Origin of the sequence: Micromonospora sp. NBC_00858, from assembly GCF_045207365.1 — a bacterium.
Taxonomy (GTDB): Bacteria; Actinomycetota; Actinomycetes; order Mycobacteriales; family Micromonosporaceae; genus Micromonospora.
In genome coordinates this window covers 5497006-5509336 of the sequence record NZ_CP108828.1, presented here as the reverse complement: position 1 = coordinate 5509336, position 12331 = coordinate 5497006, and the positions used below count along the sequence as shown (strand labels likewise).

Below are 12331 nucleotides of genomic sequence, written 5' to 3'. Positions count from 1 at the left end.
GTCAGGCGTCCAGGTAGGTCAGCACCGCGCGGACCCTGCGGTGGTCGTCGTCGCAGTCGCGCAGGTCGAGCTTCGCGAAGATCGAGTTGATGTGCTTGCTGACCGCCTTCTCGGTGACCACCATGCGCTGGGCGATCGCGCCGTTGGAGCGTCCCTCGGCCATCAGCGCCAGCACCTCGTGCTCGCGCGGGGTGAGCCGGCGCAGCGGTGCGGCCCGGGCGGGCCGGGCCAGCAACTGCGAGATCACCTCGGGGTCCATCGCCATCCCGCCGTCGGCGACCCGGTGCACCGCGGCGACGAACTGCGTCACATCGGCCACCCGGTCCTTGAGCAGGTAGCCCACCGCCCCGGCGCCGTCGGAGAGCAGCTCCCGGGCGTAGAGCTGCTCGACGTACTGGGAGAGGACCAGCACCGGCAGGCCGGGAAGCCGTTCCCGGGCGGTCAGCGCGGCGCGCAGCCCCTCGTCGGTGTGGGTCGGCGGGAGGCGGACGTCCACCACCGCCACGTCGGGACGGTGCTCCAGCAGGGCGGCGAGCAGTTCGTCGCCGGTCTCCACGGCGGCCACCACCTCGTCGCCGTACGCGGTGAGGAGGCGGATCAGCCCGTCGCGCAGCAGTGCCAGGTCCTCGGCGATCACGACTCGCACGGCAGCTCCACGTCGACCACGGTAGGCCCACCGGCCGGCGAGCTGATCCGGACGCGGCCGTCGAAGACGGCGAGCCGCTGCCGGATGCCGGCCAGCCCGGTGCCCCGCTCCGGGTCGGCGCCGCCCCGGCCGTCGTCGGAGACGGTCAGCCGGACCGTGGTGCCGACCCGGCGCAGCCGCATCGCCACCCGCTCCGCCCCGCTGTGTCGGGCCGCGTTGGTGAGCAGCTCGGCGGCGGTGAAGTAGAGCGCCGACTCCAGCGGGGGTGCCAGCCGATCGGGCAGGTCGACGTCCAGGTCGACCGGCAGGGCCGCGCCGAGGGCGAGGGCGGCGAGGCCGCCGGCGAGCCCTCGGTCGGCCAGCACCGGCGGGTGGATGCCGCGTACCACGTCGCGCAGCTCGGACAGGGCGGTGCCGGCGCTCGTACGGGCCTCGGTGACCAGCCCGCGGGCCGCCTCCGGGTCGCGGGCCAGCAGCTCCTCGGCGAGGCCGAGGTTCATCGCCATCGCGACCAGCCGCGCCTGCGCGCCGTCGTGCAGGTCCCGCTCGATGCGGCGCAGCTCGGCCGCCTGCGCGTCGACGCTCTGGGCGCGGGTGTCGGCCAGTTCCACCACCCGCTCGGCGAGGGCAGCCCGGGCGGTCGGCGCGAGCAGCGCACGGGTCAGCGCCTCGTCCAGGTGGACCAGCCCTCGGGGCAGCCAGTACGCCCCGACCCCCACCAGCAGCCCGAGCACCACGGCCAGCCCCGCGTTGCCCAGTGAGTCGATCGGCAGGCCCAGGTAGTTGTCGACGGCGCCGGGCGCCACGGTGTGGATCGCCGGCATGGCGAGGCCCTGCGCGGCGCCGAGCCAGATACCCACGGCGAGCACCACGGCGACCGGGGCGTAGGCGAAGTGGGCGAACAGGAACGCGAGGTCCCGGTAGGTGGCCGGGTCGCCGGCCATCGTCCGCAGCCGGGCCGTCAGCCCGCCCGACACCGGCCGGTACGCCGACCGGATCGGCGGGTCGGGCACCCGGTGACGCTGCCGCTCCAGCAGCGCCCGGGTGCCGGTGAGGGTGCGGTCGAGCAGAGGCAGGCCGACGCCGAGCAGGCTGAGCCCGGCGGTCAGGAGTGTGGCCAGCGCGAAGCCGATGCCCGCGCAGGCCAGCCCCGCCGTGACGGCCAACTGGTTCAGCTCGCCCCAGGCCCGCCGCACCCCGCTCATCGGGCCATTGTCCCAGCCGTCACGGCGTCCGCCGCCAGCGCGGGGGCCGAGGCCGTGTCGCTCGCCGGCAGGGTGGCCGCACCGGGCTCGGGACGGGTACGGGCCGGCCAGAAGGCCACTCGGCCGGTGAGCGCGGTCGACGCCGGCACCAGCAACCAGGAGAGCCCGAACGTGGCGATCAGTACGCCGACGGCGACGGCGAGCCCGATCTGGGCCATCATCGGCGACGCCACGAGCACCCCGAAGCTGCCGGCCAGGATCACCCCGGCCGCGGCGACGGCGGGCCCGGCCCGGCGTACCGCCTCCTCGGCGGCCTGGCGGGGCGAGCGTCCCGCGCGCAGCTCCTCCCGGAGCCGGGCGACCATCAGGATGTTGTAGTCGGTTCCGATCGCGGTGACGAAGAGGAACACGACCAGCGGCAGCTGGAAGTTGAGCCCGGACTGCCCGCCGAGGACCTGGAACACCAGCACACTGGTGCCGAGGGTGGCGGCGAAGCCGAGCGCGACGGCGGCGAGCAGTCCCAGCGAGGCGAGCAGGCCGCGCAGCATCAGCAGCAGGAGCAGCCCGATCAGCCCGGCGGCCACCGGGAAGACCAGCCGGAGGTCCTCGTCGAGCACGGTCCGGATGTCGGCGAAGGTGGCGGTCTCCCCGCCGACGTACACCTGCGTGCCGGGCGGCGCCGCGGCGTGCGCGGCCGGCCGCAGTTGGTGCTCCACCGCGTCCATGGCCCGCTGCGAGTACGGCGGCTCGGCGAGCAGCACCTGAACCTGGGCCACGTCCCCCTTGACCTCGACCCCGCCCGGCGCCGCCACGATGGGCACCTCGGCGAGCCGTGCGGCGAACCGTTCGGCGGTGATCCCGTCCACCCCGGGCCCGGTGAGGTAGACGACGGTCGGGGAGAGGGTCCCGGCCGGCAGCCCGGAGCGGAGCCAGTCCAGGGCCCGGGCCGACTCGGAGCCGGGTGGCAGCGCGTCGAGCTCGTAGCTCGGCCGGTGGTGCAGCGCGCCGAGGCCGAGCAGTCCGAGCGCGGCGACCGTGGCCAGCACGACCCGGGCGGGCCGGCGGGCGACCAGCCGGCCGGCGCGGGCCGCCAGACCGGTCGGCGCGGCGGCACCGTCACCCGACGTCCCGCCGTCACCCGACGCGACCAGCTTCGCCGGCCAGTACGCCCGGCGGCCGAGCAGCGAGTAGACCGCGGGGAACAGCGTCAGCGCGGCCGCCACCATGAGCAGGACGGCGACGGCCAGGGCAGGCCCGAGCACCCGGAAGGAGGCCAGTTGGGAGAGCACCAGCGCGCCGAACGCCACCGCCACGACCAGCGCGGACACGGTGACCGGGCCGCCGATGCGGCCGACCGCGTGGACCATGGCGGCGCGCCGGTCCTCGCCGGCCCGCAGCCGTTCCCGGTAGCGGAAGAGCAGGAAGACCGCGTAGTCGGTGCCGATGCCGAGCAGCACGACCGGGAGCAGGCCCGTGGTGGAGGCGTCCAGGGCGTACCCGAAGACCTTTCCGCCCAGCGCGAGCAGGCCGGTGGCGGCCTGCGCGACCAGCAGCACCAGGAACAGGTTGACCAGCGCGATCGTGGGGCTGCGGAAGACGACGAGCAGCAGGAGCAGGATCACCAGCATCATGGCGCCGTTGACGATCATGTCGAGCAGGAAGCTGTCGGCGGCGCCGGCCGCCTCCCCGGTCCAGCCGGCGACCAGTCCGCTGCCGGCCAGAGCGTCGTCGGTGGCGTCCCGAAGCCGCCCGACGGCCGCGATGGTGGTCTCCTCGTACGCGTCCCCGGACAGGCGGGCCTCGGCCAGCCGCAGCCGCCCGTCCGGGGCGACCGCGCCGGGGGTCACCTCGGTGACGCCGGCGACCCGTAGCTCCTGCGGCAGCCGGTCGATGCGGGCGCTGTCGTCGGCGGTCAGCGGGGTCCCGTCGGCCCGGCGGACGACCAGCACCGCGCTGCTGCCGGGCTGCGCGGGGAAGATCCGCGCCGCGATGCCGGCGGCCTGCGCGGACTCGTACCGGGCCGGCAGGAAGTCGGCCTGGCTGTCGGCGGGGCGCGGTCCGGTCGGCCCGTAGACGGCGAAGGTGGCGGCGGTGAGCGCGGCGATGGCGAGCAGCCAGCCGGCGATCACCCGACCCGGACGGCGGACCACCGCTGTGGCCAATGTGGTGAACACGTGCAACTCTCCCCGCGTCGGCTTCTGGTGATGCCGTTGACGCTAGGCAGCCGGACGGGTCACTTCGATGGTGCGCGTACGCCGGTCCGATGGTGGTGCCTGCACCACCATCGGTCACCGCCGCGCGTCGTCCGGGCCGGTCAGGTGGTCGACCACGCGGTGGGCCAGCGCGTCCAGCGCGACGATCTCGTCGGGGGTGAGCAGGTCGATGAAGTGCCGGCGGACCGCCGCCACGTGGCCGGGGGCCGCCGCCTCGATGGCGCGTCGACCCTCGGCGGTGAGCGCGACGACGGCACCCCGCCCATCCGTCGCGCACTCCTCGCGGGTGACCAGGCCGCGCTGCTGCATGCGGGTCAGGTGATGGGAGAGCCGGCTGCGTGACCAGAGCATCCGGTCGGCCAGTTCGCTGAGTCGCAGCCGCTGGTCGGGAGTCTCCGACAGGTCGGAGAGGACGTCGTAGTCGGGCTCGGAGAGCCCCGCGTCCCGCATCAGCTCGCGGGCCAGTTCCAGGTCGAGCAGGCGGCGCATCTGCCGGTAGCCCCGCCAGGCGCTCTGCTCCTGCTCGTCGAGCCAGCGTGGTTCGTCCATGCCGACCATCCTAGCCATCTGGTTGACATGTCATCAATCCACTGCCTAAGGTTGGTGACATGTCAACCAGATTGCCGGGCCGGCTGGTCCGCCTGCTGACCGGCCTCGTGCTGTTCGGCGTCAGCGTGGCCCTGATGGTCCGCGCCGACCTGGGCCTCGCGTCCTGGGACGTGCTGCATCAAGGGCTGGCCGAGCGGACCGGGCTGCCCCTCGGCCAGGTGGTGAACCTGGTCGCCGTGGTCGTGCTGCTGCTCTGGATCCCGCTGCGGCAGCGCCCCGGGGTCGGCACCCTCGCGAACGCGGTGGTGGTCGGGTTCACCGCCGACGCCGCGCTCGCCGTCCTGCCGCCGGTGACCCCGGTCGCGGGCCAGATCGGCCTGCTGGTCGCCGGCATCCTGCTCAACGGGTTCGCCACGGCCCTCTACCTCGGGGCACGCCTCGGGCCCGGGCCACGCGACGGCCTGATGACCGGGCTGGCCGCCCGCGGCCTGCCGATCGGGCGGGTACGCACGGCCATCGAGCTCGGCGTGCTCGCGCTGGGCTGGGCGCTCGGCGGCACCGTCGGCCCCGGCACCCTCCTCTTCGCCGTCAGCATCGGACCGCTGGCGCAGCGCCTCATCCCCACGTTCACCGTGCCGGCCCCGCGCCGGCCCGCCACCACAGGAGCGACACCGCCATGCCCTGCCTGACCGTCATCGTCGCCAGCACCCGGCCCGGCCGGGTGGGCCGCCGGATCGGCGACTGGTTCACCGCCATCGCCACCGCACACGACGCCTTCGACGACGTACGCCTCGTCGACCTAGCCGAGGTGGGCCTGCCCTTCCACGACGAGCCGCACCACCCCTCCGAGGGTCACTACCTGCACCGGCACACCCGGGAGTGGAGCGCCACCGTCGACGCCGGGGACGCCTTCGTCTTCGTCATGCCGGAATACAACTACGGCTTCAGCGCGCCGCTGAAGAACGCGATCGACTACCTCTACACCGAGTGGCAGTACAAGCCGGTCGGCTTCGTCAGCTACGGCATGACCTCGGGCGGCCTGCGCGCGGTCCAGATGATCAAGCAGGTGGTGACCACCCTCAAGATGATGCCGGCCAACGAGGCGGTGACCGTGTTCCTGCGGGAGGCCCTCGACGATGCCGGCGAGCTGGTGCCGAACCCGGCGCGTGACGCCGCCGCCGAGACGATGCTCGGCGAGCTGGACCGGCTCGCCGCCGCCCTCGCCCCGCTGCGGGTGCCGGCGTGAACGCACGGCTGTGGGAGCTGTTCGGGGAGCGGGGCCGGGGCGTGCTGGTCACCCTGCGCCGCGACGGGCGGCCCCAGCTGTCCAACCTCGACTACCTCGCCGAACCCGGCCTGATCCGCTGCTCCACCACCGGCGACCGGGCCAAGGTGCGCAACCTGCGCCGCGATCCCCGGGCCAGCCTGCACGTCACCACCGCCGACGGCGGGGCGTATGCGGTCGCGGAGGGCGTGGTCACATTCACCCCGCCGGCGGCGGCGCTCGACGACGCAGGCGTCGAGGAACTGGTCGAGGTCTACCGGCGGATCCGCGGCGAGCACCCCGACTGGGCCGAGTACCGGGCGGCGATGGTCGCTGACGGCCGGCTGGTGCTCCGGCTCGCCGTCGAGCGGGTGTACGGCTGGCGTCCCTGACCGGCGCCGGTCAGGCCATGCCGGCCGTTGCGGCCGGGCGACGCGGGGCGTCCGGCCGGAATGGTGCGGAAGTTGGTGCCGGCGGGGCGGCGCACCGACCACCGGTCCGTGCCGGTCCCGTCGGCCGGCCCGGTGCGGCCGACTAGGGTCTGAGCATGGTCGCGACAATCCGTTACGAGGACATCGTCAAGGTCCCGAAGGCGCTGCTGCACGACCACCTCGACGGCGGGCTGCGGCCGGCGACAATCGTCGAGTTGGCCGCCGAGGTGGGCCACGAACTGCCCACCACCGACGCGGAGGCGCTCGGGCGCTGGTTCGTCGACGCGGCCGACTCGGGCTCCCTGGAGCGCTACCTGGAGACGTTCGCGCACACCGTGGCGGTCATGCAGACCGCGCCGGCGCTGCGCCGGGTGGCCCGCGAGTGTGCGCTGGACCTGGCCGCCGACGGCGTGGTCTACGCCGAGGTGCGCTTCGCCCCGGAGCAGCACCTCGAACAGGACCTGAGCCTGGACGAGGTGGTCGAGGCGGTGCTGGGCGGGTTCGCCGAGGGCACCGCCCAGGCCGTCGAGGCGGGTCTGAGCATCCGGGTGGGCACTCTGCTCACCGCGATGCGGCACGCGGCCCGCTCGCAGGAGATCGCCGAGTTGGCCGTGCGGCACCGGGACAGCGGGGTGGTCGGCTTCGACATCGCCGGCGCCGAGGCGGGCTTCCCGCCCACCCGGCACCTGGACGCCTTCGAGTACCTCCAGCGGGAGAACTTCCACTTCACCATCCACGCCGGCGAGGCGTTCGGCCTGCCGTCGATCTGGCAGGCGATCCAGTGGTGCGGCGCGGACCGACTCGGCCACGGGGTACGGATCGTCGACGACATCACCCCGGGCGGGGTGCCGGTGCTCGGCCGGCTGGCCGCGTACGTCCGGGACAAGCGGATCCCGCTGGAACTGTGCCCGTCGTCGAACGTGCAGACCGGTGCGGTGGACTCGATCGCGGACCATCCCATCGGCCTACTGCGGGACCTGCGCTTCCGGGTCACCGTGAACACCGACAACCGGCTGATGAGCGGCACCTCGATGTCTCGGGAGATGGCGCTGTTGGTGGAGACGTTCGGCTACGGCTGGCGGGAGCTGCAGTGGTTCACCATCAACGCGATGAAGAGCGCCTTCATCCCGTTCGACGAGCGGCTGCGGATCATCGATGAGGTGATCAAGCCGGCGTACGCCAAGCTGCTGCCCTGACCGGTCAGCCGCGCGGGTGTCCGGCGAGCAGGCCGGCCACGCGGTGCAGCACCTCCCGGGCCCGGGCCGCCTCCGCACCCAGCCCGGTCTGCCGGCGCAACACCGCGGGCTCGGCGCGCAGCAGCGCCACGCCGCGTCGAACCAGCACGCGGGGCGCTTTGCGCTGCTCGGACAGGTCGCGGGCCAACCGGCGTAGGAAGGTCGCGCCGCGCGGGCGGCGCAGCGCGTACGCGCCAGCGAGCAGCCCTCGGCGCCGGCACTCCTCGACAATCTCGGCGGCGAAGATCCCTTCGGCCACGAAAAGTGGCGATCCGGCGACGTCAAATGGCCGGGTGGCCACCCGTCGATCTGCGCCGATCGCATAAACCGGCACTTCCGCCCGACCTTCGCGGGCGAGGCGGGCAATCGTCTCCACCGCGGTCAGGGCGTCCCACGACTCAGGTGATTCCCAATCGACCTGACCGTTTCGGTGCGGCAACGTAGGGTCATCGCCGTCCTTGTAGAAGTCGTCCAGGCAGAGCACCGGTAGGCCGGTTTGCTGTGCTATGTAGGACTTTCCGGAGCCAGAAGGGCCGGCGAGCAGGACAACGCGGTGCGGATGTTCCATTACCTTCAGTTACTCCGGCCAGACGGACTGCTATCAAATCGTATCAACATCTCATCACACATTCGGCCGGTGACAACCTGGGCTTTCTTCTTGCCGGGCGACATGGTGGAATCTCGGGGGTCCGACCCGCCGGGTCGGTCGCTGGGCGTTGCCCGGGGCAACGCGCTGAAGCTGTAATCGCGAGGGCGGTGACGTGAGCAAACGGCCAAAGACGGCGGGCTCCTTCCTGTCGCGGCTGCGCCGGCCGGCCAGCCGGCTCCGGGACATGCCGATCTGGTCCAAGCTCGGTCTCATCATGATCGTGCCGACCATCGCCACGGTCGTTGTGGGTACCAGTGGTCTGGTCGACCACCTGGAGACCCTCAACAATGCCAACCGGGCCGGCGACCTGGCCAACCTGTCGAGCTACTCGGGTGACCTGGTCGACACGCTGCAGGACGAGCGGACGGCCGCCGTGCTGCTGTCCGCGGCGGACGGGCTGCAGCCGAAGGCGCAGTACCAGGAGGCCTACAACCGGGTGAATTCCCGGGTCGACCAGGCGAAGGGTCCCTACCTGCAACAGCGGGCCGAGATCGAGGACCTGCCAGCCAGCCTGGAGGGCCTGCTCGACCAGATCGACCAGGACCTGAAGGATCTGCCGGGCGCCCGCAGCCAGGTGTACAACAGCAAGCTCAAGCTCACCGAGACCGTCCAGGCGTACGAGGGTCTGATCAACAACCTGCTCGCCATCCGTGAGTCGGCCACCCAGCTCGCCGGTAACAACGAGCTGAGCGACCGGATGCGAGCCGCTGCGGCCGTCGCCCGGGAGAAGGAGTTCCTTTCCGTACGCCGGGTCGTCGTGCACCGCGCACTGGACCAGAAGCAGCTGACCCCGGTGCTGCGTACCGACTACATCGCCAGCGGCACCGGCCAGCAGCAGGCGGAGCAGAGCTTCAAGGCCGTCGCCACCCCTGAAGAGGCCGCGTTCCACGATCAGACGATCGCCGGCGGTGACCGTCGCGAGGCGCAGAACTACATCGGCTGGATGGACGGCAACACCACCGGCGACATGCGCGGCGCGATCTTCGGTCCGGACCAGTGGGACTCGGCCATGACGGCCAACGCCAAGCTGATCCGCTCGGTCGAGACGAAGCTCGACCGCGACGTGGTCGCCGAGGCCGACAACCTGCGCTCGGACGTCCAGCGCCAGGTGTTCCTGGAGACCGGCCTGCTGCTCAGCATGCTGCTGCTGGCCATCCTCTTCGCCTACCTGGTCGCCCGCTCGATGGCCCGCTCGCTGCGTGAGCTGCGGCAGGGCGCCCTCTCCGTCGCCCAGTACGGTCTGCCGCAGGCGGTGGCCCGGCTGCGCGACCCGCAGGTCGTCGGGCAGTTGTCCCCGGTGCAGCTGGCCAACCAGATCGCCGAGCCGCTGCCGGTCCGCAGCAAGGACGAGTTCGGCCAGGTGACCGAGGCGTTCAACGCCGTCCACCTGGAGGCCGTCCGGACGGCCGCCGAACAGGCGGCGCTGCGCGCCTCCGTCGCGACCATGTTCGTCAACCTGGCCCGCCGATCGCAGATCCTGGTCGACCGCCTCATCGGTCACCTCGACCGGCTGGAGCGCGGCGAGGAAGACCCGGACCGGCTGGCCGAGCTGTTCCAGCTCGACCACCTGGCCACCCGGATGCGCCGCAACGACGAGAACCTGCTGGTGCTCGCCGGCGCCGACTCCACCCGCGTCCAGCGCGAGCCGGCTGCGCTCATCGACGTGCTGCGCGCCGCGCAGTCCGAGGTCGAGCACTACACCCGGATCGAGTTCGGTGTCATCGACCGGGACATCGAGGTCGCCGCACACGCGGTCAACGACCTGGTGCACCTCGTCGCCGAGCTGTTCGACAACGCCACCGCGTTCTCCCCGCCGGATTCGCAGGTGATGGTCGAGGCCCGCCGGGTCGGCGACCGTGCCTCGCTCTACGTCGAGGACCGCGGCATCGGCATCAGCCGCGAGCAGCTGTACGAGCTCAACGAGCGGCTCGCCACGCCGCCGCAGGTGGACGTGGCCGTGTCCCGAATGATGGGCCTGGTCGTGGTCGCCCGGCTGGCGTCCCGGCACGGGGTCCGGGTCGAGCTGCGTCCCGGCGGTGACCGTGGCACGGTCGCCGACGTGACCCTGCCGACCTCGGTGCTGGTGCCCCGGGCGCTCTCCGGCCGGGTGCAGCAGCCGCCGGCGCTGCCGGCTGCCGGCGGCCCGCAGCAGCACGGTGGGCCCGCGCCGGCCTTCGGCGCGCTGCCCGCACTGGGCAACGGCCCTCGCCCGAGCGAGTCCGGCAACCAGGTCACCCTGGGCGGTCGCCCGTTCGATCCGGCCTCGCGCAACGGCGCCGGCACCCCCGCCAACACCGGTGCGTACCGCTCGATGCCGGCCTGGTCGGACCTGACCGGTGCGGCCGGGACGAACGGCGGGGACGGGTTCACCCCGCGGACGGCCAACGGCCAGCCGATCGACCCGCTGCCGCAGCGCCGGTCCGGTGACGAGCCCCAGAACACCGGTCAGCAGCAGGCCATCCCGAGGCAGTTGCCCAGCAGCCCGGAGACGCGCCCGTACTCGCCGCCGCCGGTCTCCGCGCCGCCACTGCCGCCGGTCTCTGCCCAGCCCTACTCCGGTGCGCCGGTCTCCGCCTCGCCAGCCTCCGGCCAGCCGTACTCCGGGCAGCCGTACTCGGGTGCGCCGTACACCGGTTCGCCGGTGTCCGCCGCCCCGGCCTCCGGGCAGCCGTACGCCGGTCCTCCGGTGTCCGCGTCGCCGGTCTCGGCCACCCCGGCGTCCGGTCAGCCGTACTCGGCGCCACCGGCCTCCGGCCAGTCGTTCAGCGGCTTCGCGCCCCGATCCGCCCCGCCCGCGTCGACGCCGAGCGCTCCCGCACCGCCGGCCTGGCCGCCGGTGCCGGGTGGCGACCGGGACGCGGCGACCCCGCCGGTTCCCGAGCGGCTCGCCGCCGCCCTGGACATGACGACGGAACTGCCACGGGTGCAACGACCCGAGCAGTCGGCCGCCGCGGCCCAGCCGCCGGCACCGACCCCGCCGGCACCGGCGCAGAGCCGGCCCGCGCCGCGCCAGCCGCAGGCCCAGAACAGGCAGCGGTACGCGGACGAGACCATGGAGCTGCCGATCTTCCGGGAGCTCGAGTCGGCCTGGTTCCGTACCCGCCGGCCGGGTACGGATGAGGCGGCGGCCCCGGCAGCCCAGCCGGCGGCGAACGGCGGCACCGCGACACAGCAGTTCGCTACGGTCGAGGCCAGCGGTCGGGCCGTCCACAAGACACCACCCGGGACGACAGGTAACACGCCGATGGCAGACACTCCGACGGCCGGAGGAGCGCCGCGGGACAACGGGTCTACAGCGAACGGGGGCGCTCGCCCCAGCCTCGCCGAGAGCCTGCCGACCCGCCGGCCCCAACCGCAGCAGACCAACGGCTGGCAGACCGCCGCCGACGACGGCTGGCGTGCCGCCACGGCAGCGGCCAGCACGGCGCCAGTGAGCGAGACCACCACGACCGGTCTGCCGAAGCGCAAGCCGATGGCGCAGCTGGTGCCAGGCGCGGTGGAGAAGCCCACCACCTCGGTCCAGCGGCGCTCCCCGGAGGCGGTCCGTGGCCTGCTCTCCGCCTACCACCGGGGCGTGCAGCGAGGGCGTAGCACCTCGGACAACCCGACCAGCCCGGAGGCGACTCCGGGAGGGCAGCAATCCTCGCAGTCTGGCTCAGGCTCAGCGGCCGGGAGCGGGCAGAAGGAGCAAGAAGGATGACAACTACGCAGGATCTTGGTTGGCTGCTGGCCAACTTCGCCGACCGGGTTCCCGGTGTCGCGCATGCGGTCGCCGTCTCGGCGGATGGCCTGCTCCTCGCGTCGTCACGGGATCTGCCACGGGACCGGGCCGACCAGCTCGCCGCGATCGCGTCCGGTCTGGTCAGCCTGACCCAGGGGGCGGCTCGCTGCTTCGAGGGAGGCGCCGTACTGCAGACCGTCGTGGAGATGGACAATGGCTTCCTGTTCCTGATGTCCATCTCGGATGGCTCGTCCTTCGCCGTACTGGCCGCCCGCAGCTCTGACGTCGGGCAGGTCGGCTACGAGATGGCGCTGCTGGTCGACCGGGTGGGCGACGCCTTGACCCCGCAGCCGCGTGCGGCCGCGGGAATGCTGGGCTGACGTCGCGCCGATCGTGAGGTCGGCGCAACTGCAACGAC

At 73.1% G+C, this 12331-nt stretch carries 11 protein-coding genes; 6 read left to right on the top strand and 5 right to left on the bottom strand.

The window, feature by feature from the left end:
• Window position 1 precedes the first annotated feature (1 nt).
• From OG990_RS25575 to OG990_RS25560, 4 genes are all read right to left on the bottom strand, one after another.
• Window positions 2-646, bottom strand: a complete 645-nt coding sequence (locus OG990_RS25575) for a response regulator transcription factor (protein ID WP_328423387.1) — start codon at window positions 644-646, stop codon at window positions 2-4.
• Complete coding sequence (locus tag OG990_RS25570) at window positions 634-1851, bottom strand: sensor domain-containing protein (RefSeq protein WP_328423389.1); 1218 nt, start codon at window positions 1849-1851, stop codon at window positions 634-636. Before OG990_RS25570 ends, OG990_RS25575 begins: the two co-directional genes overlap by 13 nt.
• Window positions 1848-4025 (bottom strand): MMPL family transporter, encoded by a 2178-nt coding sequence (locus OG990_RS25565; protein WP_406077417.1) that lies wholly within the window; start codon window positions 4023-4025, stop codon window positions 1848-1850. The genes OG990_RS25570 and OG990_RS25565 overlap by 4 nt, the downstream gene beginning before the upstream one ends.
• A 114-nt stretch (window positions 4026-4139) precedes the next feature.
• Window positions 4140-4613, bottom strand: coding sequence for a MarR family winged helix-turn-helix transcriptional regulator (locus tag OG990_RS25560; RefSeq protein ID WP_386985228.1), 474 nt, complete (start codon window positions 4611-4613; stop codon window positions 4140-4142).
• Between the two features lie 41 nt (window positions 4614-4654).
• Here OG990_RS25560 and OG990_RS25555 point away from each other — a divergent pair, with 41 nt between their 5' ends.
• From OG990_RS25555 to OG990_RS25540, 4 genes are all read left to right on the top strand, one after another.
• Entirely contained in the window at window positions 4655-5302 is a 648-nt protein-coding gene (locus OG990_RS25555) for a YitT family protein (RefSeq protein ID WP_386986653.1), read from the top strand.
• Window positions 5290-5859: an NADPH-dependent FMN reductase gene (locus OG990_RS25550; RefSeq protein ID WP_406077416.1), complete on the top strand. Its 570-nt coding sequence runs from the start codon at window positions 5290-5292 to the stop codon at window positions 5857-5859. The genes OG990_RS25555 and OG990_RS25550 overlap by 13 nt, the downstream gene beginning before the upstream one ends.
• On the top strand, window positions 5856-6269 hold the full coding sequence (locus OG990_RS25545) for a PPOX class F420-dependent oxidoreductase (RefSeq protein WP_328423397.1): 414 nt from the start codon (window positions 5856-5858) through the stop codon (window positions 6267-6269). Before OG990_RS25550 ends, OG990_RS25545 begins: the two co-directional genes overlap by 4 nt.
• A 155-nt stretch (window positions 6270-6424) precedes the next feature.
• Window positions 6425-7504, top strand: a complete 1080-nt coding sequence (locus OG990_RS25540; RefSeq protein ID WP_355602404.1) for an adenosine deaminase — start codon at window positions 6425-6427, stop codon at window positions 7502-7504.
• A gap of 4 nt (window positions 7505-7508) precedes the next feature.
• On the opposite strand, the gene OG990_RS25535 is transcribed toward OG990_RS25540, so the two are convergent.
• On the bottom strand, window positions 7509-8111 hold the full coding sequence (locus OG990_RS25535; protein ID WP_328423400.1) for an ATP-binding protein: 603 nt from the start codon (window positions 8109-8111) through the stop codon (window positions 7509-7511).
• Window positions 8112-8304: 193 nt separating this feature from the next.
• On the opposite strand from OG990_RS25535, the gene OG990_RS25530 reads away from it, so the two are divergent.
• Both OG990_RS25530 and OG990_RS25525 read left to right on the top strand, forming a co-directional pair.
• On the top strand, window positions 8305-11892 hold the full coding sequence (locus OG990_RS25530; protein ID WP_406077415.1) for a nitrate- and nitrite sensing domain-containing protein: 3588 nt from the start codon (window positions 8305-8307) through the stop codon (window positions 11890-11892).
• A complete protein-coding gene (locus tag OG990_RS25525) occupies window positions 11889-12293 on the top strand; it encodes a roadblock/LC7 domain-containing protein (protein WP_007455462.1) in 405 nt (134 codons plus the stop codon). The genes OG990_RS25530 and OG990_RS25525 overlap by 4 nt, the downstream gene beginning before the upstream one ends.
• Window positions 12294-12331: the final 38 nt, after the last annotated feature.